The organism is Pseudomonas jinjuensis (assembly GCF_900103845.1).
Lineage (GTDB): Bacteria > Pseudomonadota > Gammaproteobacteria > Pseudomonadales > Pseudomonadaceae > Pseudomonas > Pseudomonas jinjuensis.
The window spans coordinates 15,288-38,034 of the sequence record NZ_FNIJ01000020.1; the positions used below are offsets into that span (position 1 = coordinate 15,288).

Annotated in this window: 19 protein-coding genes; 14 read left to right on the forward strand and 5 right to left on the reverse strand. The window is 68.8% G+C overall.

Annotation, left to right across the window (positions count from 1 at the left end; translation table 11 throughout):
* The 12 genes from BLR75_RS23055 (at position 1) to BLR75_RS23110 (ending at position 14,263) form a co-directional block, all read left to right on the forward strand.
* Positions 1-1,167: an acyl-CoA dehydrogenase family protein gene (locus tag BLR75_RS23055; RefSeq protein ID WP_084314066.1), complete on the forward strand. Its 1,167-nt coding sequence runs from the start codon at positions 1-3 to the stop codon at positions 1,165-1,167.
* A 10-nt stretch (positions 1,168-1,177) separates the two neighbouring features.
* A complete protein-coding gene (locus BLR75_RS23060; RefSeq protein ID WP_084314067.1) occupies positions 1,178-2,227 on the forward strand; it encodes an acyl-CoA dehydrogenase family protein in 1,050 nt (349 codons plus the stop codon).
* Positions 2,228-2,231: 4 nt separating this feature from the next.
* Positions 2,232-3,383 carry an acetyl-CoA C-acetyltransferase gene (locus BLR75_RS23065; RefSeq protein WP_084314068.1) on the forward strand — a complete coding sequence of 384 codons (1,152 nt, stop codon included), beginning with the start codon at positions 2,232-2,234 and terminating at the stop codon, positions 3,381-3,383.
* Positions 3,384-3,441: 58 nt separating this feature from the next.
* Complete coding sequence (locus BLR75_RS23070; protein WP_084314069.1) at positions 3,442-4,326, forward strand: SDR family oxidoreductase; 885 nt, start codon at positions 3,442-3,444, stop codon at positions 4,324-4,326.
* 177 nt (positions 4,327-4,503) lie between these two features.
* Positions 4,504-5,289 (forward strand): SDR family oxidoreductase, encoded by a 786-nt coding sequence (locus BLR75_RS23075; RefSeq protein ID WP_174688582.1) that lies wholly within the window; start codon positions 4,504-4,506, stop codon positions 5,287-5,289.
* Positions 5,290-5,299: 10 nt separating this feature from the next.
* Entirely contained in the window at positions 5,300-5,770 is a 471-nt protein-coding gene (locus BLR75_RS23080) for a MaoC family dehydratase (protein WP_084314071.1), read from the forward strand.
* An 8-nt stretch (positions 5,771-5,778) separates the two neighbouring features.
* Positions 5,779-6,981 carry an acetyl-CoA C-acyltransferase gene (locus BLR75_RS23085; RefSeq protein ID WP_084314072.1) on the forward strand — a complete coding sequence of 401 codons (1,203 nt, stop codon included), beginning with the start codon at positions 5,779-5,781 and terminating at the stop codon, positions 6,979-6,981.
* Between the two features lie 263 nt (positions 6,982-7,244).
* A complete protein-coding gene (locus BLR75_RS23090) occupies positions 7,245-8,216 on the forward strand; it encodes a WD40/YVTN/BNR-like repeat-containing protein (protein ID WP_084314073.1) in 972 nt (323 codons plus the stop codon).
* A gap of 10 nt (positions 8,217-8,226) precedes the next feature.
* Positions 8,227-10,620: an efflux RND transporter permease subunit gene (locus BLR75_RS23095; RefSeq protein ID WP_084314074.1), complete on the forward strand. Its 2,394-nt coding sequence runs from the start codon at positions 8,227-8,229 to the stop codon at positions 10,618-10,620.
* Positions 10,621-10,738: 118 nt separating this feature from the next.
* Complete coding sequence (locus BLR75_RS23100; protein WP_084314075.1) at positions 10,739-11,986, forward strand: helix-turn-helix transcriptional regulator; 1,248 nt, start codon at positions 10,739-10,741, stop codon at positions 11,984-11,986.
* 237 nt (positions 11,987-12,223) lie between these two features.
* Entirely contained in the window at positions 12,224-13,603 is a 1,380-nt protein-coding gene (locus BLR75_RS23105; RefSeq protein ID WP_090416149.1) for a DUF1329 domain-containing protein, read from the forward strand.
* A gap of 60 nt (positions 13,604-13,663) precedes the next feature.
* Entirely contained in the window at positions 13,664-14,263 is a 600-nt protein-coding gene (locus BLR75_RS23110) for an EthD domain-containing protein (RefSeq protein WP_084314076.1), read from the forward strand.
* Positions 14,264-14,447: 184 nt separating this feature from the next.
* Here BLR75_RS23110 and BLR75_RS23115 read toward each other — a convergent pair whose 3' ends face one another.
* The 5 genes from BLR75_RS23115 to BLR75_RS23135 all read right to left on the reverse strand — a co-directional run bounded on the left by BLR75_RS23115 (position 14,448) and on the right by BLR75_RS23135 (position 20,996).
* Positions 14,448-15,080, reverse strand: a complete 633-nt coding sequence (locus tag BLR75_RS23115) for a Vgb family protein (protein ID WP_084314077.1) — start codon at positions 15,078-15,080, stop codon at positions 14,448-14,450.
* 34 nt (positions 15,081-15,114) lie between these two features.
* On the reverse strand, positions 15,115-16,335 hold the full coding sequence (locus tag BLR75_RS23120) for a helix-turn-helix domain-containing protein (RefSeq protein ID WP_084314078.1): 1,221 nt from the start codon (positions 16,333-16,335) through the stop codon (positions 15,115-15,117).
* 299 nt (positions 16,336-16,634) lie between these two features.
* Entirely contained in the window at positions 16,635-18,761 is a 2,127-nt protein-coding gene (locus tag BLR75_RS23125) for an oxidoreductase (RefSeq protein ID WP_084314079.1), read from the reverse strand.
* A 60-nt stretch (positions 18,762-18,821) separates the two neighbouring features.
* Positions 18,822-19,655, reverse strand: coding sequence for an alpha/beta fold hydrolase (locus BLR75_RS23130; protein ID WP_084314080.1), 834 nt, complete (start codon positions 19,653-19,655; stop codon positions 18,822-18,824).
* An 18-nt stretch (positions 19,656-19,673) separates the two neighbouring features.
* On the reverse strand, positions 19,674-20,996 hold the full coding sequence (locus tag BLR75_RS23135; RefSeq protein WP_084314081.1) for a spinster family MFS transporter: 1,323 nt from the start codon (positions 20,994-20,996) through the stop codon (positions 19,674-19,676).
* A gap of 222 nt (positions 20,997-21,218) precedes the next feature.
* On the opposite strand from BLR75_RS23135, the gene BLR75_RS23140 reads away from it, so the two are divergent.
* Together BLR75_RS23140 and BLR75_RS23145 are read left to right on the forward strand one after the other, a co-directional pair.
* Positions 21,219-21,950: an SDR family NAD(P)-dependent oxidoreductase gene (locus BLR75_RS23140; RefSeq protein ID WP_084314082.1), complete on the forward strand. Its 732-nt coding sequence runs from the start codon at positions 21,219-21,221 to the stop codon at positions 21,948-21,950.
* 11 nt (positions 21,951-21,961) lie between these two features.
* On the forward strand, positions 21,962-22,735 hold the full coding sequence (locus BLR75_RS23145) for an SDR family NAD(P)-dependent oxidoreductase (protein WP_084314083.1): 774 nt from the start codon (positions 21,962-21,964) through the stop codon (positions 22,733-22,735).
* The last annotated feature ends 12 nt before the right edge of the window (positions 22,736-22,747 follow it).

The following is a 22,747-nucleotide window of genomic DNA, read 5'->3' on the forward strand; positions in this document are numbered from 1 at the left end:
ATGGAACTGACCTATACCCCGAAGCAGCAAGCCTTCCGCCAGGAAGTGCGCGCCTGGCTGGCCGCCAACCTGCCCAGGGAACCGCTGGCCAGCTACGACACCCGTGAAGGCTTCGAGCAGCACCGCGCCTGGGAGCGCAAGCTGTTCGAGGCCCGCTACTCCATGGTCATGTGGCCGGAGCACCTCGGCGGGCGCGGCTGCGACCTGATCGAGTGGCTGATCTTCGAGGAGGAGTATTACGGCGCCGGTGCGCCCATGCGGGTCAACCAGAACGGCCAGTACCTGCTCGGCCCGACCCTGATGGAGTTCGGCAGCGAGGAACAGAAGCGCCACTTCCTGCCGCGCACCTCCTCCAGCGAAATCATGTGGGCGCAGGCCTGGTCCGAGCCGAACGCCGGTTCCGACATGGCCGCCATCAGCTCCCGGGCGATCCGCGACGGCGACCATTACGTGCTCAACGGCCAGAAGACCTGGTCGACCCGCGCCAGCTTCGCCGACATGGCCTTCGGCCTGTTCCGTTCCGATCCCGCCTCCAGCCGCCACCACGGCCTGAGCTTCCTGATGGTGCCGCTGGACGCGCCGGGCGTGACCATCCGCCCGATCAAGGCGCTGAACGGCAAGGACGCCTTCGCCGAGATCTTCTTCGACGACGTGCGCGTGCCGGCGGCCAATCTCATCGGCGCCGAAGGCCAGGGCTGGCACGTGGCGATGGCCACCGCCGGCTTCGAGCGCGGCCTGCTGCTGCGCTCGCCGGCGCGCTTCCAGGCCAGCGCGAAGCGCCTGGTGCAGCTGTACAAGGACAACCAGGCCAGCGCCGACCGCGACCCGGGCATCCGCGAGGCGGTAAGCCGCGCCTGGATGGGCGCCGAAGCCTACTGCCTGGGCGCCTACCACACCGTCGGCAGGCTCGGCCGCGGCGAGAAGATCGGCGCCGAGTCGAGCACCAACAAGCTGGTCTGGTCCGAGCTGGACCTGCTGATCAACGAAACCGCCATGCGCATCCTCGGCGCCCGCAGCGAATTGCTGGCCGACGCGCCGCTGCTGGACGCCAGCGAAAGCGGTTGGCTGGAAGGCTTCCTCTTCGCCCAGGCCGGACCGATCTACGCCGGCACCAACGAAATCCAGCGCAACATCATCGCCGAGCGCATGCTCGGCCTGCCGAAGTGAGGGGCGGGCGATGAACTTCACCTTTACCGAAGATCAACTGGCGTTCCGCGAGGCCATCAGCCGGTTCCTGATGACCGAGGCGGCCCCGGAGCTGCTGCGAGACATCTGGGAAACCGATGCCGGCCGTTCCCCCGACCTGCGCGGCAAGATCGCCGAGCAGGGCCTGACCGCGCTGTCCGTGCCGGAAAGCTGCGGCGGCCTGGGCATGGACGACATCACCTGGGCGCTGATGACCCAGGAGCTGGGCTACTACGCGATTCCCGACTCCCTGGCCGACACCGCCTACGTCGCCGGCGGCCTGCTCGCCGCGCTGCCGCAGAGCGAGCAGCGCGACCAGTGGCTGGCGCGGATCGCCGACGGCAGCATCCGCATTGCCGTCGGCCACCCGGTCAACCCCTGCGTCGCCGACGCCAAGCTGGCCGACCTGCTGCTGCTGGCCCACGGCGACGAAGTGCACGCCGTGCCGCGCGCCGAGGTCGACGTGATCGGCAACCCGAGCATCGATGCCTCGCGGCGCCTCTACCAGGTGAGCTGGAACCCCGGCGCCGCGACCCGCATCGCGGATGCCGGGACGGGGCGCGCGCTCTGGGCGCAGACCCTGAATCGCGGCGCCCTGTCGGTGGCCGGCCAGTCCCTCGGCCTGGCCCAGCGCATGCTCGACCTGTCGGTGGACTACGTGGTCCAGCGCAAGCAGTTCGGCAAGCAGATCGGCAGCTTCCAGGCGGTCAAGCACCACCTGGCCGACGTCGCCACCCAGATCGAATTCGCCAAGCCGGTGCTCTATCGCGCCGCCCACGCCCTGGCCAGGGGCGAGGCCCAGGCCGATGCGCGCATCTCCCATGCCCGCCTGGCCTGCGGCGAAGCCGGCTGGCTGGCGGCCCGCCACGGCATCCAGGTGCATGGCGCCATGGGGTACACCTGGGAGGTGGACCTGCAGATGTTCATGAAGCGCACCTGGTCGCTGGACAACGCCTGGGGCGACCGCGCCCTGCACAAATCCCGCGTCGCGGATCACCTGCTGAACGCCGCGCTCGAGCCGGGCCACACCTTCGAGGACTGACGCCATGCCACAAGCCTATATCGTCGACGCACTGCGCACCCCCACCGGCAGGCGCAAGGGCAGCCTGGCCCACGTGCACGCCATCGACCTGGGGGCGCACGTGCTCGAGGCGCTGGTCGAGCGCAACGCCGTGCCCGCCGACGAATACGACGACGTGATCTTCGGTTGCGTCGACACCATCGGTTCCCAGGCCGCCGACATCGCCCGCACCAGCTGGCTGGCCGCCGGCCTGCCGCTCAACGTGCCGGGCACCACGGTGGATCGCCAGTGCGGCTCCTCGCAGCAGGCCCTGCACTTCGCCGCGCAGGCGGTGATGAGCGGCACCCAGGACGTGGTGGCGGTCGGTGGCGTGCAGACCATGACGCAGATCCCGATCTCCTCGGCCATGCTCGCCGGCCAGCCGCTGGGCTTCCCCGATCCGTTCTCCGGCAGCGTCGGCTGGCGCGCGCGCTTTGGCGACCAGCCGGTCAACCAGTTCTACGCCGCCCAGCGCATCGCCGACCACTGGCAGGTCAGCCGCGGCGAGATGGAAGCCTTCGCCCTGGAGAGCCATCGCCGCGCCCTGGCCGCCATCGAGGCGGGCCATTTCGCCAGGGAGATCGTCGCCTGCGAAGGTCTGGCCCGGGACGAGACGCCGCGCGTCACCACCCTGGAGAAGATGGCCAGCCTGGAGCCGGTCGACCCCGCCTTCCCGGGCATCACCGCGGCCGTGTCCAGCCAGACCTGCGACGCCTCGGCGGCGCTGCTGGTGGTGTCGGAGGAGGCGCTCAGGCGCTACGGCCTGACCCCGCGGGCGCGCATCCATCACCTGTCGGTGCGTGGCGACGACCCCATCTGGCACCTCACCGCGCCGATCGAGGCGACCCGCCACGCGCTGAAGAAGGCCGGCCTGCGCATGGCCGACATCGACCAGGTGGAGATCAACGAGGCCTTCGCCTCGGTGGTCATGGCCTGGACCAGGGAGCTGGACTACGACCCGGCGCGGACCAACCTCAACGGCGGCGCCATCGCCCTCGGGCATCCGCTCGGCGCCACCGGCGCGCGGCTGATGACCACGCTGCTCCACACCCTGGAGCGCAGCGGCGGCCGCTACGGCCTGCAGACCATGTGCGAAGGCGGCGGGCAGGCCAACGTGACCATCATCGAAAGGCTGTGACCGGCCTGGCGCAGGTGCTCCCTGCGCCGGTCGTCCACTCATTGAAAGGAAAGCAACCATGGGAATCCTCAACGATCGCGTCGTCATCATCACCGGCGCCGGTGGCGGCCTCGGGGCCGCCCATGCCCGCGTGTTCGCCGCCGAAGGCGCCTGCGTGGTGGTCAACGACATCAACCAGGCCGCCGCCCAGGCGGTGGTCGAGGACATCGTCGCGGCCGGTGGCCGCGCGCTGGCCAACAGCTCGGACATCACCAGCTACGCCGACGGCGAGAACGCGGTGAAGCAGGCCATCGAGACCTTCGGCGACCTGCACGTGGTGCTGAACAACGCCGGCATCAATCGCGACCGCATGTTCGCCTCCATGACCGAGGCCGACTGGGACGCGATCATGGCCGTGCACCTGAAGGGGCACTTCTGCATCGCTTCCCACGCGGTGCACTACTGGCGCGACCAGGCCAAGGCCGGCAGGGCGGTGGCGGCGCGCATCATCAACACCACGTCCGGCGCCGGCCTGCAGGGCTCCATCGGCCAGTCCAACTATGCCGCGGCCAAGGCCGGCATCGCCGCGCTGACCCTCAACCAGGCCGCCGAGCTCGGCCGCTACGGCATCACCGCCAACGCCGTGGCCCCGGCCGCGCGCACCGGCATGACCACGGCGGTGGAGTCCATGGCCACGCGCATGGCCAGGCCGGAGGACGGCAGCTTCGACTACTGGGCGCCGGAGAACGTCAGCTCGCTGCTGGCCTGGCTGGCCTCCGAACGGTCCGCGCATGTCAGCGGACGCATCTTCGAGGCCGAGGGCGGCAGGATTTCCATCGCCGCCGGCTGGCGCAGCACCGCCGGCGTCGACAAGGGCGCGCGCTGGGAACCGGCCGAGGTGGGCGAGGCCATGCAGGCGCTGCTGGCCGCCGAAGTGCCGGCGCAGAAGGTCTACGGCAGCTGAGGCGAAAGCGGCGCCAGGCCGGACATCGAGCTGCTCGACGGGGCCCGGACGCAGGTGCGCCGGGCCTCGCCCTTCCTTGGCCGTTCCTTCGCGCCATCCCCTCCGTTTTGACGATGCGGGCGGGGAGGGGCGCCCCTTAAATCCAGTCACGAACCAATGACATCCGAGGTCTTCGCCGTGAGACAAGCTCCCCCCTATGTTCCGGGTCACCAACTGCTCGCCGGCAAGTCGGTGCTGATCACCGCCGCCGCCGGCGCCGGCATCGGCTTCGCCGCCGCCAGGCGCTGCGCCGAGGAAGGCTGCCGCGCACTGATGATTTCCGACATCCACCCGCGCCGCCTGGAAGAGGCGGTGGAGCGCCTGAAGGCGGAAACCGGCCTGCAGGCGATCTACGGCCAGCTGTGCAACGTGGTGGTGGAAGACGAGGTGCAGGCCCTGGTGGCCGCCGCCGAGCAGGCCCTGGGCGGCGTCGACGTGCTGATCAACAACGCCGGCCTCGGCGGGCAGAAGCGCGTGACCGAGATGAGCGACGAGGAGTGGCTGCGGGTCATCGACGTGACCCTCACCGGCACCTTCCGCATGACCCGCGCCATGCTGCCGCACATGGAACGCCGCGGCAGCGGCGCCATCGTCAACAACGCCTCGGTGCTCGGCTGGCGCGCGCAGAAGGAGCAGGCCCACTACGCCGCGGCCAAGGCCGGGGTGATGGCGCTGACCCGCTGCAGCGCGGTGGAGGCGGCGGAGAACGGCGTGCGCATCAACGCGGTGTCGCCCTCCATCGCCCTGCACGACTTCCTGAAGAAGGCCTCCAGCGAGGACCTGCTGGCCCAGCTGGCCAGCCGCGAAGCCTTCGGCCGCGCCGCCGAGGTCTGGGAAGTGGCCAACGTGATGGTCTTCCTGGCCAGCGACTACGCCTCCTACATGGTGGGCGAAGTGCTGTCCGTCAGCTCGCAGCACGCCTGAGGAGGATGCCATGACCACCGTATTCCGCAGCGCCGAGCAGATGCTCGCCGCCGAGGGGCTGGACCTCGGCCGCACCGACTGGCTGGAAATCACCCAGGAACGCATCGACCTGTTCGCCGAGGCAACCGGCGACCACCAGTGGATCCACGTCGACCCGCAGCGCGCCGCCGAGGGCCCCTATGGCGCCTGCATCGCCCACGGCTACCTGACCCTGTCGCTGGCCAACCTGTTCATGCCGCAACTGATGGTCATCGAGAACATGGCCATGGGCGTGAACTACGGCAGCGACCGCACCCGTTTCCCGGCGGTGGTCAGGGTCGGTTCGCGGGTGCGCGGCCACGGCCAGGTGCTGCGCGCCGAACTGGTCGGCGGGGCGGTGCAGTTCAGCGTGCGCATCAGCGTCGAGATCGAGGGCGCCGAGCGCCCGGGCTGCGTGGTCGACACGCTCAGCCGTTACACCTTCAACCCTGCAGCAGAGTGAATGTCGTCATGAACGAAGTCGTCATCGTTTCCACCGCGCGTACCGCGCTGGCCAAATCCTTCCGTGGCTCGTTCAACGATACCGAGGCGCCCGTGCTCGGCGGCCACGCGGTGCGCGCCGTGGTCGAGCGCGCCGGCATCGAGGCCGATGCGGTCGAGGACGTGATCATGGGCGCCGCGGTGCAGCAGGGCACCCAGGGCTACAACATCGGCCGCCTGTGCGCCTACACCGGCGGCCTGCCGGACAGCGTGCCGGGCATGGCGCTGGACCGCATGTGCGCCTCCGGCCTGATGACCATCGGCGTGGCGGCCAAGGGCATCATGACCGGCGAGATGGAAATCGCCGTCGCCGGCGGCGTGGAGTCGCTGTCGCTGACCCAGAACAAGCACAAGAACACCTATCGGGCGCAGTCCGAGGCGGTGCTGGCCTGCATGCCGAGCGCCTACATCCCGATGATCGAGACCGCCGAGATCGTCTCGCGGCGCTACGGCATCAGCCGCGCGGCGCAGGACGAGTACGCCCTGCAGAGCCAGCAGCGCACCGCTGCCGCCCAGCAGGCCGGGCTGTTCGCCGACGAGATCGTGCCGCTGGCCGCGCGCAAGCTGTGCTTCGACAAGGAGGGCAAGCCCGCCGGCCACGAGGAGGTGCTGGTCGATCGCGACGAGTGCAACCGCCCGGGGACCCGGCTGGAAGACCTGGCCGCGCTGAAGCCGGTATGGAAGGACGGCAAGTGGATCGAGCAAGGCGAGTTCGTCACCGCCGGCAACGCCTCGCAGTTCTCCGACGGCGCCAGTGCCTGCCTGCTGATGAGCCGTACCGAGGCCGAGCGCCGGGGCCTGGCGCCGCTGGGCATCTACCGTGGCATCGCCGTGGCCGGTTGCGCGCCGGAGGAAATGGGCATCGGCCCGGTGTTCGCCGTGCCCAGGCTGCTCAAGCGCTTCGGCCTGGGCGTCGACGACATCGGCCTGTGGGAGATCAACGAAGCCTTCGCCAGCCAGGTGCTGCACTGCCGCGATGCCCTCGGCATCGACAACGAACGGCTGAACGTCAACGGCGGCGCCATCGCCATCGGCCACCCCTTCGGCATGTCGGGCGCGCGCATGGTCGGCCATGCCCTGCTCGAAGGCCACCGCCGTGGCGTCCGCTACGTGGTGGTGTCCATGTGCATCGGCGGCGGCATGGGCGCGGCCGGCCTGTTCGAGCTGCCCTGAGCCTGCCCGACCGCCCGCCATCACGCCTGGCGGGCGGTTCGCGGCCTAACCCGTTTGGACGTTGTGACGGCGAACGGCCGACCTCCATGATCGGGCTCGCGGCCAGGCCGCCGCGGAGCTGCCACCAGCCTGTCTTGCCATCCGCCAGGTTGCCTCCGGGGGTATCGAACCCCCGGGCTGCGTTTCGCCGGGCGGGCAATAACAACAAGAGGACGCAACATGCTTTCCTTCGTGCACAGATTCGAACCGGTCGGGGGGCTGCCATGCGCCAGCTGATCGGCTATGCCGTGAGCGCCCTGGTCATGGCCACCGTGGCCTACGCCTTCGCGCCCCGCAGTCCCGCGCCGCTGGAGCCGACCACGCTGCATGCCGATCGGGTGCAGATCAACGACATGCTGCTCAACGGCGAGCAACTGGTCGCCGTGGGCGAGCGTGGCACCATCCTCAGCAGCCACGACAACGGCCTGACCTGGAAGGAGGCGGCGCTTTCGCCGCAGCGGGCCATCACCCTGACCGGCGTGGCAGCCCTGAACGTCAGGGAGCTGGTGGCCGTGGGGCATGACGGCTGGATGCTGCGTTCCGAGGACGGCGGTGCCAGCTGGCGGGAAGTCGGCTACAACGCCGAACTCGGCGAGCCGCTGCTGGGGGTGTGGAGCGCCGATGGACAGCATGTGACCGCCTTCGGCAGCTACGGCAAGTACCTGGAATCCGCCGATGCGGGGCGCAGCTGGACAGCGCGCGAGATCAACGCCGACGGCTACCACTTCAACGGCATGGACGGCAGCCGCAGCGGCCGGCAGATGCTGGTCGGCGAGCAGGGGCTGGTGATGCGCAGCAGCGACGGCGGAGCCAGCTGGGAAAGCCTGCCGGCCTTCTACAACGGCTCGCTGTTCGGCGTGGCGCGGATCTCCGACGAGCGCTGGCTGGCCTACGGCATGCGCGGCCATGTGTTCCTCAGCGAGGACTTCGGCCAGCACTGGCAGCAGGTCGCGCTGGACAGCCAGAACACCTTCTACGGCCATGTGCTGCTGCCTGGCGGCAACGGCGTGGTGCTGGTCGGCGCCGACAGCAGCCTGGTCCACCTGGACGCCCGCGGCAGGGTTCTCGACAGCACGCGGCGCACCGGTCTCGGCACCCTCACTTCGGCCGCTGCACCGAGCCAGCGCCTGGTGCTGGTAGGGGGCGAGCGGGGCGTATTCCAGGGTGCCGGCGAGCGCCTGGCGGCAGGACATTGAGGGGCAGTCGATGAAGCAGAAAAAGACATGGGTGGAGCGCCGGGTGGAGTGGTGCGCGGACCGGCTGATGGCCTGGCGCAAGCCGTTGCTGGGCATCTTCGTCCTGCTCACCCTGGCGCTGGGCTACAGCGCCACCCAGGTGCGCCTGGACCCGGCCTTCAACAAGCAGATCCCGGTGCGTCACGAATACATGCTGAACTTCCTCGACTTCAGCAGCGTCTTCACCGGCGCCAACCGGCTGCTGGTGAGCGTGCGCTGGAAGGGCGAGGGCGATATCTACAACCCCGAGTTCCTCCGCACCCTGCAGCAGGTCACCGACGACGTCTTCTTCATTTCCGGGGTCAGCCGCCCCAGCGTGACCTCGCTGTTCACCCCCAACGTGCGCTACATCGAGATCACCGAGGAAGGCTACGTCGGCGACCTGGTGGTGCCGCCGCAGTACAGCGGCACGCCGGAGGACCTGGCCCAGGTGCGCAACAACGCGGCCCGCTCCGGGCAGATCGGCCGCCTGCTGGCCAATGACCTGAAGTCCGCCATGGTGCGGGCCGACCTCCAGGACACCGACCCGAAGACCGGCCAGCCGGTGTCCTACACCGATATCGCCGCCAGCCTGGAGGCGATCCGCGCCAAGTACGACAACGACAACATCGAGATCAGCATCGTCGGCTTCGCCAAGCTGGTGGGCGATGTGGTCGAAGGCCTGAACACGGTGATCGGCTTCTTCATCGTCGCCTTCATCATCACCGCGGCGCTGCTGTGGCTCTATGCGCGCTCGCTCAAGCTCACCGTGGTGTCGCTGCTGGTGGCGCTGCTGCCGGTGGTCTGGCTGCTCGGCCTGCTGCCGCTGCTCGGCCTGGGCATCGACCCCATGTCGATCCTGGTGCCGTTCCTGATCTTCTCCATCGGCGTCTCCCACGCCGTGCAGATGACCAACGCCTGGAAGCAGGACGTGCTGCTCGGCAGCGACTCGGTGACGGCGGCCCGCTCGGCCTTCTGCAAGATCTTCATTCCCGGCGCCCTGGCGCTGCTGATGAACGCCCTGGGCTTCGCGGTGATCATGCTGATCGACATCCCCATCGTGCATGAGCTGGGGGTGACCGCCTGCATCGGCGTGATGCTGATGATCGTCACCAACAAGCTGATGCTGCCGATCATCATCTCGCACATGACCCTGGAGCGCAGCGCGCGCGCCAGCAACCAGCCCGCGTCGCTGGCGCGACACCCGCTGTGGTGGCGCGTTTCCGCCCTGGCCCAGCCGGGACCGGCGCTGGCGGTGTTCGCCGTCAGCCTGCTGCTGCTCGGCTTCGGGGTGGTCAAGGCGCGTCAGCTGGAGGTGGGCGACATCGGCGCGGGGGCGCCGGAGCTGCGCGCCGACTCGCGCTACAACCAGGACAACGCGCGGATCATCTCCAGCTACTCCATCGGTCTCGACGTGCTGGCGGTGTTCGTCGATGTCCAGGACATCGGGGAGGCCTGCCTGGACCCGCGGGTCATGCGCGCGGTGGAGGACTTCGACTTCCAGATGCGCAACGTCGCCGGCGTGCAGTCGGTGCAGAGCGTGGCGGGCATGGGCAAGAGCGTGATCGCCGGCAACAACGAGGGTAACCCGCGCTGGTCGGCCATCCCGGGCGACGGCCGGGGGCTGCAGCAGGGCTCCCAGGCCTATGCGCCGGATCACGGGCTGGTCACCGACGGCTGCCAGCGCATGCAGATCCTGGTGTTCCTCACCGATCACGAGGGCGCCACGGTCTTCCATGTGGTCAGCGAGGCCAAGCGCATCATCGCCGGCATTTCCGTGCCCGGCGTGCAGTTCAAGCTGGCCGGCGGCAACGTCGGGGTGATGGCGGCCGCCAACGAGGCGGTCAAGCACGCCGAAGTGGTGATGCTGGCGGCGCTGTTCTGCTCGGTGGCGCTGTTCTGCCTGCTGACCTTCCGCTCGCTGCGCGCGGTGCTGTGCATCCTGGTTCCGCTGGGTATCGTCGCCATCCTCTGCAACGCGTTGATGGCCATGCTGGGCATCGGCCTCAAGGTCGCCACCCTGCCGGTGATGGCGCTGGGCGTGGGCGTGGGGGTGGACTACGGCATCTACCTGTACGAGCGCATCCAGCACGAAATGGCCGAGGGCCGCGACCTGCGCAACGCCTTCTACCAGGCCATGTGCCAGCGCGGCACGGCAGCGGTGTTCACCGCCGTCACCATGTCCATCGGCGTCTGTACCTGGGCTTTCGCGCCGCTGAAATTCCAGGCCGACATGGGCGTGCTGCTGGCCTTCATGTTCCTGGTCAACGTGTTCGGCGCCATCTTCCTGCTGCCGGCCCTGGCGGCCTGGCTCAACCTGGGACGGCCGCTGGTGCGGGCCGGCGTCGACACGCCGATGCCCCAGGCGCCCGCGGGACGCGCGTAAGCGTCCGGGCCGTGCGTGCGAGTGCGCGCATGGCCCGATCCCGGGCTTTCTGCGCAAGGCTTTCCTGCGCAAAGGATGCCGCTCCGCCAGCCCGGCGGAGTTGTCCCCCAGTGAGGAAATGACTGTGGATACCGATACACGGCGAGACCAGGTAGTGGCCGACATGGGGCTGAGCGTGACCCAGTACGACCGGATCATCGACGACATGTACGAGGCGGCGCTCAATCCCAGGCGCCTGGGGCATGCCCTGCGGCTGGTGCGCAATCTGTTCCAGGCCAACTACGTGACCCTGATCCTGCGCGCCGGGGACGAACCCGACCTGTCGCCGATGATCGTTTCCGGGGATGTCGAGGGCAAGGGCGATCCGGATGGCGAGGTGCTCTATCTCAGCTATCACGACGATCCCATGCCCTTCCACAACCTGCAGACCGACAAGGTCTTCACCATGGAAGACCTGATGAGCGAGGCCGAGCTGGTGGGCTCGTCCTACTACCTGATGTACTGCCTTCCCTACAACGTGTTCCATACCCTGGGAGCGAACATCTCCACGCCCGATGGCGGCACCTTGCGTTTCCGCATCAGCCGGCCCAGGTCGATGCCGGGCTTCTCGGATACCGACCGGGCCATGTGCGAGCTGTTCCTGCCGCATCTGCGCCGGGCGATGCACATGTACTCGCTGCTCGATCGCAGCGAGTCGCTGGGCAGCCTGTATTCCCAGGCCATCGGTCGCCTGTCGGTCGCCACCATGGTGCTGGACGAGAACGGCAGCGTGCTCGAACTCAACCCGCTGGCGCGGGAGATTCTCGCCAGCAACGATGGCCTGAAGCTCGTCGGCGGCCGCCTGGAGGCGACCTACCCGAGCGACAACCGCGAACTGCAGCGGGCGCTGCGCGCCACCTGCTCGCGCATCGAGGGGGAGGAGGCCGGCGCGGAGGCCATGTCGATCGCCCGGCCGTCCGGCCAGGTCAGCCTCGGGGTGGTGGTGGAGAGCATACCGTCCCAGGAGCTGGTGGAAGGCAAGGGGCGGCCGACGACGCTGGTGTACATCCGCGACGCAGTGACCCGCTCGCTGGCCAACTCGGCGGTGACCAAGCAGTTGTTCAACCTGACCCCCGCGGAGACATCGCTGGCCCTGGAACTGGCCAACGGCCTGTCCCTGGAGGAGGCCGCCGAGGAGCTGAACATCCGCCGCAACACCGCGCGCGCCCACCTGCGTTCGATCTTCTCGAAGACCGGCGTGCGCCGCCAGACCGAGCTGGTGCGCCTGATGCTCAACAGCGTGGTGGCCCTGGGCCGTCCGCCGAAGATGTTCGGCGCGAAAGCCGCTCAGCCACAGCCGTCCCGCGGCGGCCGCGAGGTCAGCTGAGCCCGGCGCCATGCCTCCGGTCGGAGGCGTGGAGCCCGTTAGTCCGTGCGGACGATGACTGGATCGCCGCCTTCTGCCGATACTCGGCGCAGGCCGATCGGGAGGAAATCCGGCAGGCGCAGGCCGCATTGAAACGCCGCTCGTTCCCTCCCTTCGGTCCAGCTTTGCCTCCCCATGTGCCGTCGTCATCCGGGCTGCGGTGCCGATCGTCGAAGAAAAATAAATTAGGAGTAGAGGATGCGACGCAACCAATCCATGGCTCTGTGCCTGACCGGCATGCTGGCATGTTCCGGCCTGGTCCAGGCCGAGCTGCCCGCCGAAGAGATCGCGCGTCTGGGCAAGGACCTGACCTGCTTTGGCGCCATCCGGGCCGGCAATGCCGATGGCAGCATTCCCGGGTTCACCGGCAAGTGGTCCGGCGCGCCGGATGGCGTCACCTTCAAGGGGACCGGCTTCCATCCGCAGAATCCCTACGCCAGCGAGAAGCCGCTGTTCGTCATCACCGCGCAGAACATGACGCAGTACGCCGATCGCCTGTCCGCGGGGCAGAAGGCGTTGTTCGCGCAATACCCGCAGACGTTCCGGATGCCGGTCTACCCGACGCATCGCGACTTCACCTACAGCCAGGGCGTGTGCGAGGCGACCCTGGAGAATGCCCGGATCGCCAAGCTGGTGAACAACGGCGAAGGCATCGAAGGCCGCGCCGGCGGCGTGTTCTTCCCGATTCCGAAGAGCGCCGAGGAGATCCGCATGAACGCCACCATGGGCGGCCGCTATGCCTGGACGGAGGACTACATCTCCGACAACGCCTACGTGCTCAAGGACGGCAAGATCAACTGGGGCCGCGTGCACTCCCGCAACATGGCGCCGGGCAACGAGCCGGGCAAGGTGATCTACACCAGGGACCTGCCGACGTCCTCCTTCTACAAGAACCTGACCATGCTGCCGCAGCGCGACAAGGGCGAGGTGAACACCGGCGTCACCTACTGGGACTACGTGGCCACCCCGATACAGAGCTGGCGCTACGACCCGGGTACCCGCCGCGTTCGCCAGGCGCCGGGCTACGGCTACGACATGGCCTTCCCGGGCACCGGCGGCTCGATCACCGTGGACGAGGTGCGGGTGTTCAACGGCTCCGGCCAGCGTTACGACTGGAAGATCATCGGCAAGAAGGAAATCTACGTTCCGGCCAACAACTACCTGATCCACTCCAACCAGCTCAAGTACGCCGACATGCTCACCCCGAACCACGTCAATCCCGACGTGATGCGCTACGAGCTGCGCCGTGTCTGGGTCATCGAGGCGAACCTCAAGCCAGGCTTCCGCCACCTGTACGCCAAGCGCGACCTGTACATCGACGAGGACAGCTGGTTCCCGGTGATGGGCGACAACTACGACAACCGCGGCGAGCTGTGGCGCACCTCGATGCTCAACACCATCCACCTGCCTGAACTGCAGGGCTGGCAGGCCGGCGTCGGCCTCTACCACGACCTCAACGCGGGCAGCTACCTGGCGTTCAACCTGATCAACGAGCAGAGCAAGGGCTACACGCTGAACAAGGGCGACATCAGCGCCGGCGACTTCGGCCCGGAAGCGGCGCGCCGCTCCGGTCAGTAAACCTTCGTTCCCGGGGCGGCCCGCTGTGCCGCCCCGGGCGTTTTCCCGCCGGAAGTTGCCATGAAATACATCAGCCTGATCCGCCGCCGCGCCGACCTCGACCGCGCGGCCTTCCGCGACTACTACGAACGGACCCACGCGCCACTGGCCCTGCAGTTCTTTCCCCCCGAGCTGTACCAGCGCAACCACCTCGACGACGCGCCGGACGAACACCCCTTCGATTGCCTCAGCGAGTTCGTCTATCCCGACGCATTCGATCCCATGCAGCTGCTGCAGACCGAAGCCGGCCCGGCGCTGGCGCGTGACGAGAGCAACTTCATGGACCGCGACAGTGTGCGTACCGCCCGGGCACTGCCGGTGCGCAGCCACCTGCCGGGCGCCGCAGGTCCGCGCCGGCGGGAGATGTGGCTGTTTCCGCCGGGGGAAGGGACGGACGCGGCATTGCGCCGCTCGCTGCCGGAAGTCTTCGAACGCCTGCTGCCGAACCTGGCGGCCGGACAGGGCGCCTGCCTGGAATGGCTGGAGCCCTACCATTGCGAGGCATTCCCCTATGCCGCGCTGATCACCCTGGAGGGCGCGTTCCCCGGCGTACTGCCGCGAGAGCTGGACGACCAGAAGGTCACGCGCCTGCGCGTCAGCAGCTGTCCTTCGCCGCGCTGAAAGGCGCCGGGTTTTGAACTGCCCAGGCGGGGTGAGCGGTATGGCCGGGTGGGGACGATAAATGGCGCGCTCCTGCAGGGGCCGTGCCTAATGTGGCGGCGGATAACGCTGGCGCGTCATTCGCCCTACGCAGGAACCAGCGCTGTAGGAGCGGGCCATGCCCGCGACCCGTGGATGAGGGCGGTTATCTCGGCCGCCGGACCACCCGCACCTTTCCGCTATTCCCACCGCCGCAATAGAAGCGCTCGCCACCGTCGGATTCGAGGCCGGACACGCCCGCGCCTTCCGGCATCCGGAGGCTTTCCAGGACTTCCCCGGTGTGCGGATCGATGCGGCGCAATTCGCTCTCGTCATCCTCCCAGGTGGCGTGCCACAACTGGCCGTCGGTCCAGGTGACGCCGGTGACGAAACGGTTGGACTCGATGGTGCGCAGGATCGCTCCGGTCGCCGGGTCGATCTGGTGGATCTTCCGCTCCTGGTACTGGCCGACCCAGAGCGTGCCTTCCGCCCAGGTGAGCCCGGAATCCGCGCCGCCGCCGGGGGCGGGGATGGTGGCGAGAATCCGGCCGGATTTGGGGTCGATCTTCTGGATGCGATCCGCGGCGATCTGGAACAGGTGCTCGCCGTCGAAGGCCGTGCCGGCATCGGCGGCGACATCGAGGGAGTCGAGCGCCGTGCCGCTTTCCGGATCGAAGGCGTTCAGCCGTTCGCCGGAGGCGAACCAGACGCGCTGGCCGTCGCAGGTGACGCCATGCACCTTGTCCGCACCGGGGAAGGGGCCGTACTCGCGGACGATTTCGGCTGCTGACTGTTTCATGGTGGCATCCTCCTGTTGGGGTGTGGAGTCGATGCTAGTCACTCGGCAGGGGTGCGGGGAGTAACAAGGTCGTCGCGAATCCCGGCACCGGCGGGGTCATCCAGCGACGGGCGCGTCCACGGCCGAACGACTGCACCTTGCCCGCCGCCGCAAGCGAGTCGAGCGCGCGCTGCACCGTGCGCTGGCTGGTTCCCAGCGCAAGCGCCAGGGCCGAACTCGACCACGACTCACCATCGGCGAGAAAGGCGAATACCGCCGCGTTCGGCTCGTCCACCGGCGGCGCGAGCACGACGACCTCGGCTGTGGAGTGCGGCTGCAGGGCGAAACCCCGCCGGGTCGCGTTCACGCCGGCCAGGTCCCGAAGCTCCGCGCGCAGCCGGCCGATTTCCACGCGCAGACGCGCACGATGGGTTTCATCGGGATGCTTCGTGCGAAATGCCCGCGCAATCAGCGCGTCCCTTGGCACGTCCGCGGGCCACGCTTCCGCCAGCGTGCGAGCGAGCGTGAGCAGCACCGGACGCGTGGCGAGCGAGACCGAGGCGTGGGCGTCGCGCACCACATGGCGGCAGGCGTCCACGACCAGCGCCCCGGAGGCCAGCAATGCCTCGACGTCTGCGAGCAGGAGCGGTCGCTCTCCGCCACGGGCAATCAGGCGCGCGGCGGGCGTGTTCAGGGTGAGGGAGGCGCTTTCCACCTCCGCCGACAGCGCAGGAATGCCGGCGTCGCGCGCGGCACGCTCGGCGCGGGCCAGTGCGGCATGGGCGGCCGTCGCCTGCAATCTGCGCATGGCGATCCCCGCAACGACCAGTTCATGGACGGTTCGCGAGGCTGGCGGCAAGGCTGCGGGATCGAGCTCGGCAAGCATGCGTTCAGCCTCGTCGAGACGGCCGATCAGCAGCAGGCGGCGCACTTCGAGATAGCGCGCATGGGCAGCGTTCACCCGGTCGCCGTGGGCTTCGAGGGTTTTCCGCGCGGCATCGAGCGTCTTCACCGGCCAGCCCAGGTCGCGGGAGGCGAGGGCGACTTCGGCCTCGGCGACGATGCAGCGTGCGCGGGCCAGCGCCTCCTTCGGACCGAAGGCGCGCGCCGCGCTCTGCAACAGGAACTTCGCCCGGGCGAAGTCGCCGAGCTGCGCCATGGCGATGCCGCGCAATGCGAGCGCCGGAGGATCGTCGCGCAGCGCGACGCGGTCCAGTGCGCCGAGGGGATCACCCGCGGACAGTGCGCGCGCTGCGGCCGTGATCAGCGAGTCCACCCGAGTCCCGCCACGATTGTCACTCCCATCGTTGGACGACCATGCCTAGTCTAATCGACGCGTGGACAACGCTTTGCTCGGTGTGGAGGGCTGGTGGAAAAGGCTTCGCCGTTTTCCACCCTACGGTCTGTTCGCGAGCAAGCTCGCTCCTACAGGGCTGTTGCCCTGCAGGAGCAACTGTCTTTTGGATTCCCGCGTTCGCGGGAAAGACGGAGAGAGATGAGGTCCCAGCACACAACCGTCATCCCCGCGAACGCGGGGACCCAATAAAGCCTGTAGGAGCCATGCCCGCGACCGGATCAGACCGCCAGAGCGCTCTGCATCCCGCTGCGCAACGCGCCTTCGATGTAGCCGAGGCTGTTGCAGTCGCCGATGCGGGTGGCCTTGAGGCCGGCGGCGGTGAGCTGGTTGAACAGGCTGTCGTCCGGCTGCGCGCCGATGGCGAGAACCACCGAGTCGGCCGGCAGGCGTTGCGCCTGGCCTTCCACGTCCGTGTAGTGCACCTGGCTGCCATCGATGCGCTGCACCGAGCAACGGGTGGCGAGCTGCACGTCGTGGCTGCGCAGGTTGTCCAGCACCTTCCAGCGCCGCACGATGGCCAGTTCCGTGCCGAGGTAGTCGCCCGGTTCGAGCACGCTGACCTGCCGGCCGCGCTCCACCAGGAACTCCGCGAGCTCCAGGCCGACCAGCCCGCCGCCGATGATCGCCACGCGCTTGCCCAGCGGCATCCACAGCTTCGACAGGCTCTGCATGGCCTCGGTGCTGTTGGTGACGCCGGTCAGGCTGCCGGCCTTCATCATGGTGCGCTGGGTCAGCGAGAGCTTGGCCCTGGCGATTTCCTCGGCGCGGTCGCCGGTCATCAGGCGGCGCAGTTCGTCGCCGCTCCACACGTGCTTGAGGTCGGCGCCGGGGATGTCCGGTGCGGTGCGCCGGGCGCCGCTGGCGACCAGCACTTCGTCGACCTGCAGGTCGCGCAGCAACGCCGGCGTCGCCTCGCAGTCCAGGCGCACGTCGATGGGCAGCGCGCGCACCTGATGCACCAGGTTGTCCAGCAGCGCGCCGTTCTCCTGATAGGCGAGGGCGGCGAAGAACAGCGTGCCGCCGAGGCGGTTGCTGCGCTCGATCAGGGTCACCTTGTGCCCGCGCAGGCTGGCGACCCGCGCTGCTTCCATGCCGGCCGGGCCGCCGCCGATCACGGCGATATGCCGCGGTTTCTCGGCGGGGCTGATGACCGCCTGGTATTCCTGCCCGGTGAAGGGGTTGGCGGCGCACTTCACCCGCTGGTTGACGAAGATCTGGCTGACGCAGGTGTAGCAGTAGATGCACGGGCGCACGCTGGCGGCGTCGCCGGCGGCGAGCTTGTTCGGCAGCTCGGGATCGGCGAGCAGCTTGCGCGCCATCGCCACGAAATCGCACTGGCCCTGGCCGATGGCGCGGTCGGCGACGTCCGGCTCGATGCGGCCGACGGCGATCACCGGGACCGTCACCGACTTGCGGATCTCCGCCGCCCAGTCGATGAACGCTGCCGGCTTGTGCACCAGCGGCGCGTCCAGGAAGTTCACGCTGCGGGTGGTGGCGGCATAGGCGGAAACCGAGACGCCTTCGGCGCCGGCCTCTTCGGCCATGCGCGCAACCTTTTTGGCGTCTTCCAGGGTGATGCCACCGTCCAGATGCAGCTCGTAGGCATCCAGGCGCAGCCAGATGGAGAAGTCCTCACCCACGCGTTCGCGGGTCGCACGCAGCACTTCCAGCAGCAGGCGCACGCGGTTCTCCAGCGGCCCGCCGTATTCGTCCTCGCGGCGGTTGTAATAGGGCGAGAGGAAGCCGGCGATGATGTAGTTGTGCCCGGCGTGGATTTCCACCCCGTCGAAGCCCGCGCGCTTGGCGCGTTCGGCGGCGGCGGCGAACCACTCGACCATCTGCCGGATGTCGTCCTGGTCCATCACGCGCACGCGCGGCTTGCCGGCCGGGCGGACGGAGCTGACGAAGTTGTCCAGCTCGGCCTGGGTCAGGCTCGCCATCATGTCGGTCTTCGCCGCCGGCGGAATGGACGGCACCCACAGCTCGCGGCCTTCGGCGAGGTCGCGCACGGCGACCTTGCCGGCGTGCTGCAATTGCATGGCGATCTTCGCGCCGTGGCGGTGCACCCGCTCGGCGAGGCGGGCCAGGCCGGGAATGAAGCGGTCATCGGAAACGCCGACCTGATAGGGCTCGGCGGTGCCGGCCGGGTAGGCGATGGAGCACACGCCCATGGTCAGCAGGCCGGCGCCACCGGCGGCGCGGGCCTCGTAGTAGGCCTGGATGCGCTCGCCGCAGGTGCCGTCGGTTTCCGCGTAGTTCGAGCCCATCGGGGCCATGATGATGCGGTTGCGCAGCTCCAGCCTGCCGAGGCGGCCGGGGGAAAGCAGATTCGGGTATCGGTTCATCGAGGGGTGTCCTGAGCGGCGGATGCGCCCATGGCAGGGCGCATCGCGGGAATCGGGAGGTCAGCCGTCCTGGAGGAATTCCAGGCACTGGCGGTTGAACAGCGCCTGATGTTCGACCTGTACCCAGTGACCGCAGCGGTTGAGCATGATGAAACGCGCATCCGGAGCCTTGTCGAGGAACTTGAACACACCGCTCGGCGGATTGAAACGGTCGTTGCTGCCCCAGAAGCCGAGGACCGGGCAGCGCAGTTCGCCCAGGCGCTCGGTCATGTTCGGCACCAGCATGGTGGAGAACAGGTTGGCCGGCTGGGTCACCGCCACCGCCACGCGCTCGGCGAGCAGGCTGTCCGGCAGCTGGCTGCTGTCGAACAGCTGCAGGCGCATGACCTGGCGCATCTGCTCGATGCCCATCGGCCCCTGGCTGTAGACCTCGACCATGCGCGCGATGCCTTCCATCCGGAAGTAGGTTTCGCGCTCCTCGACGCCGCCCGGCGCCATCAGGATCAGTTTCTCGACGCGCTCGGGATGCTCCAGCGCCATGCCGAGGGCGATGGCGCCGCCCAGCGAGTTGCCCAGCAGGGTGCAGCGGTCGAGGCCGATGGCGTCCATCAGCTGGCGCAGGTTGTCGACGAAGAAGGCCAGGTCGTACTGGACGTCCGCCGGCTTGTCGGAACGGCCGAAGCCCGGCAGGTCGAGCACGATGTTGCGGTAGCCGGCCTTCTCGAACACCGGGTAGTTGCCCTTGAAGTTGCTGAAGCCGCTGGCGCCCGGCCCGCTGCCGTGCAGCCAGAGGACCACCGGACCGTCGCCGATGTCGAGGTAGTGAAGGCGCAGGCCGTTGGCGAGCGTGGCGTACCTGCCGACGGGCAGCGGCAGGTCCTGGGGTGCGTTCATCGGTTATGGCTCCTTTGATCAGGCGGGTACGGCTTCGGCGGGCGCTGTCACGGAACAGTCGTCCACCTGCCGGCGGTAACGGGGCAGGGCGATGGCCAGGCACAGGCAGGGCAGCACCAGCAGCGCGATGGTGGCGGCCAGGGCGTAGCGCAGCGCCTCGGCGCCCATGCTCTGGCTGAACAGGTCGCTCAACACGCCGACCACCAGCGGGCCGAGGCCGACGCCGAGCAGGGTCACGCCCATGAAGTACAGCGCGGTGCCCTGGGCCAGGCGGTTGGCGGGAAACAGGTGGCTCATCGCGCCGAAGCTGGGGACCGACCACCAGGTGCCGAAGAAGGCGAAGCCCAGGTAGAACAGGAAAGCGGTCGGCACGGACAGGCTGCCGAGCTGGAAGGCGGTGCCGGCAGGCCAGAGGAAGAAGGCCAGGCCGAGGGGAATGCTCAGTGCCGTGCCGAGCAGCGCGGTGCCCAGTTGCCAGGCGCTGTCGCGCGCCGCCAGGCGGTCGGTGAGCACGCCGCAGCACAGCGTGCCGACGGCCGAAACCAGCCCGCCGCCGATGCCCATGAGGAAGCCGGCCTGCTGGATGGTCAGGCCGTGGGAGCGGATCAGGAAGCTCGGGTTCCAGGTGCCGATGGCATAGCCGGCCACCGCGGCGATGCTGCCGGCGATGACGATCAGCAGATAGGACGGCGTGCGGATCAGCAGGCCGATGGTGGCGAGGAAGCTATCGCCGGACGCCGTACCTGCCACCGGACGCTGCACCTGCGGCACGCGCACGGTGAAGGCGAGGATCAGCCCGAGCAGCACGCCGGGCGCGCCGATGAGGATGAACGCCCAGCGCCAGCCGTGCAGCTCGGCGATCCAGCCGCCGAGGCCGAGGCCGACTACCGCGCCGATCGCCGGACCCATCAGGAATACCGCCAGGGCGCGCGAGCGCAGGTGGCGCGGATACAGGTCGGAGACCATCGCCACCGACGGCGCGGAACCGCCGGCCTCGCCCACCGCCACCAGGATGCGGAACATCAGCAGCATCGCGAAGCTGGTGGCGAGGCCGCAGAGCATGGTGGTCACGCTCCAGGCGATGCAGGCCACCGCCACCACCGGCTTGCGGCCGATACGGTCGGAGAGGCGGCCGAGCGGCAGGCCGAACACCGTGTAGAACAGCGCGAAGGCCACGCCGGTGAGCAGGCCGATCATGGTGTCGGAGACGCCGAACTCCTGCTTGATCGGCTCGACCAGGATCGAGACCAGCAGGCGGTCGATGTAGTTGAAGATGTAGATGACCGCCAGCACGCCGAGCGCGTAGTGGGTCCGCCAGGTCACGGTCGGTGTGTTGCTCACGGTGCTTGTCTCCCGGTTTTCTTGTAGTGGGCTCCATCCTTCCCGGCGGCAATCCCACCGGCATCGTCCGTTCGGACCATTCCTGGATGCCGCGGCTGGCGGGCTTTCGCGAGTTTTCGCCGGTTAGTCTCAACGGACGATGTTGGCGGGCTCCACTGGGCGAAATCATGAATCCGAACCGTAACCGGTCGGATGCCATGCATCGCGACCCAAGGAGCCGACATGAAGCTGACAGACAAGATTGCTTTCGTCACCGGAGCCGGGCAAGGCATGGGGCGCGCCATGGTGCGCCACTTCGTCGAGCAGGGCGCCACCGTGTATGCCGCCGACATCAACGAAGACGCGCTGGCCGAAACCATCCAGGGCCTCGGCGAGCGTGCCCGGGCGGTGGTCTGCAACGTCGCCGACGAAGCCTCGGTGAGCGCCGCGATGGCGAAGGTGCAGGGCGAGGCCGGCCGCCTCGACGTGCTGGTGAACAACGCCGGCGTCGGCTCCGTGGACGCCTTCCTCGACACCCCGCTGGCCAACTGGAACCGCGTGATCGGCGTCAACCTGACCGGCGCCTTCCTCTGCGCCCGCGAAGCGGCCCGGCTGATGAGCGCGGGGCAGGGCGGCAGCATCGTCAACCTGTCCAGCACCGCCGCGCGCACCGGCGAAGGCCCCAGCCACTACTGCGCCGCCAAGGCCGGGATGATGGGCCTGACCCGCAGCCTGGCGCGCGAACTGGCGCCCAGCGGCATCCGCGTCAACACCCTGGTTCCCGGCCCCACCGACACGCCGATGATGGCCGGCATTCCCGCCGAATGGATGGAGTCGATGGTCAAGGCCATCCCTCTCGGCCGCCTCTGCCAGCCGGAAGAAATCGCCCGCGTCGCGGCCTTCCTCGCCAGTGACGAAGCCAGCTTCGTGACCGGCCAGAACGTCGCCGTCAACGGCGGCATGGCCTTCATCTGAGGAGCGCGAGCATGAAAGCGAGAATGCAGGACAAGGTCGTGTTCATCAGCGGCGGCGGCTCCGGCATCGGCGCCGCCACCGCGCGCCGCATGGCCGAAGAGGGCGCCCTGGTGACCATCTGCGGTCGCCGCGAGGAGCCGCTGCGCGAGGTGGTGGAAGCCATCCGCGCCGCCGGCGGCAACGCCGACTACCGCGTCGCCGACGTCAGCGACGAGCAGTCCTTCGTCGCCGCCATCGAGTCGGTGGCAGCGCAGCACGGCCGTCTCGACGTACTGGTCAACAACGCCATGGCCTACACCTGGGGCGGCGTCGACCAGATGTCCACCGAGGACTGGCACGCCAACTTCCGCACCACCGTCGACGGCACCTTCTGGGGCACCCGCACCGCCGTGCGCCTGATGAAGGACAGCGGCGGCGGCGCCATCGTCAACCTCGCCTCGATCTGCGGCCTGTTCGGCACCGCCTGGATGTCCGGCTACTCCGCCGCCAAGGCCGCGGTGATCAACTTCAGCCGCGCCGTCGCCTCCGAAGGCGCCGCCCTGAACATCCGCTGCAACGTGGTGATCCCCGGCGTGGTGCACACCCCGGCCACCGAAGGAATGCTCAGCGACGACAAGGCCCGCGGCAACACCGAGAAGCTGATCCCGATGCGCCGCGTAGGGCGCCCCGAGGAGCTGGCCAACGCGGTGCTGTTCCTCGCCTCCGACGAAGCCTCGTACATCACCGGCGCCAGCCTGGCGGTGGACGGCGGCCGCGGCTCCGATCTCTACACGGTGCTCGAATAAGGGCCGCGCGCG

What these genes read in the sequence shown, in the direction of transcription:
- BLR75_RS23055 (WP_084314066.1), top strand. Translation starts at nt 1, where the DNA reads ATGGAACTGACCTATACCCCGAAGCAGCAAGCCTTCCGCCAGGAAGTG.
- BLR75_RS23060 (WP_084314067.1), top strand. Translation starts at nt 1,178, where the DNA reads ATGAACTTCACCTTTACCGAAGATCAACTGGCGTTCCGCGAGGCCATC.
- BLR75_RS23065 (WP_084314068.1), top strand. Translation starts at nt 2,232, where the DNA reads ATGCCACAAGCCTATATCGTCGACGCACTGCGCACCCCCACCGGCAGG.
- BLR75_RS23070 (WP_084314069.1), top strand. Translation starts at nt 3,442, where the DNA reads ATGGGAATCCTCAACGATCGCGTCGTCATCATCACCGGCGCCGGTGGC.
- BLR75_RS23080 (WP_084314071.1), top strand. Translation starts at nt 5,300, where the DNA reads ATGACCACCGTATTCCGCAGCGCCGAGCAGATGCTCGCCGCCGAGGGG.
- BLR75_RS23085 (WP_084314072.1), top strand. Translation starts at nt 5,779, where the DNA reads ATGAACGAAGTCGTCATCGTTTCCACCGCGCGTACCGCGCTGGCCAAA.
- BLR75_RS23090 (WP_084314073.1), top strand. Translation starts at nt 7,245, where the DNA reads ATGCGCCAGCTGATCGGCTATGCCGTGAGCGCCCTGGTCATGGCCACC.
- BLR75_RS23095 (WP_084314074.1), top strand. Translation starts at nt 8,227, where the DNA reads ATGAAGCAGAAAAAGACATGGGTGGAGCGCCGGGTGGAGTGGTGCGCG.
- BLR75_RS23100 (WP_084314075.1), top strand. Translation starts at nt 10,739, where the DNA reads ATGACTGTGGATACCGATACACGGCGAGACCAGGTAGTGGCCGACATG.
- BLR75_RS23105 (WP_090416149.1), top strand. Translation starts at nt 12,224, where the DNA reads ATGCGACGCAACCAATCCATGGCTCTGTGCCTGACCGGCATGCTGGCA.
- BLR75_RS23110 (WP_084314076.1), top strand. Translation starts at nt 13,664, where the DNA reads ATGAAATACATCAGCCTGATCCGCCGCCGCGCCGACCTCGACCGCGCG.
- BLR75_RS23115 (WP_084314077.1), bottom strand. Translation starts at nt 15,080, where the DNA reads ATGAAACAGTCAGCAGCCGAAATCGTCCGCGAGTACGGCCCCTTCCCC.
- BLR75_RS23125 (WP_084314079.1), bottom strand. Translation starts at nt 18,761, where the DNA reads ATGAACCGATACCCGAATCTGCTTTCCCCCGGCCGCCTCGGCAGGCTG.
- BLR75_RS23130 (WP_084314080.1), bottom strand. Translation starts at nt 19,655, where the DNA reads ATGAACGCACCCCAGGACCTGCCGCTGCCCGTCGGCAGGTACGCCACG.
- BLR75_RS23140 (WP_084314082.1), top strand. Translation starts at nt 21,219, where the DNA reads ATGAAGCTGACAGACAAGATTGCTTTCGTCACCGGAGCCGGGCAAGGC.
- BLR75_RS23145 (WP_084314083.1), top strand. Translation starts at nt 21,962, where the DNA reads ATGAAAGCGAGAATGCAGGACAAGGTCGTGTTCATCAGCGGCGGCGGC.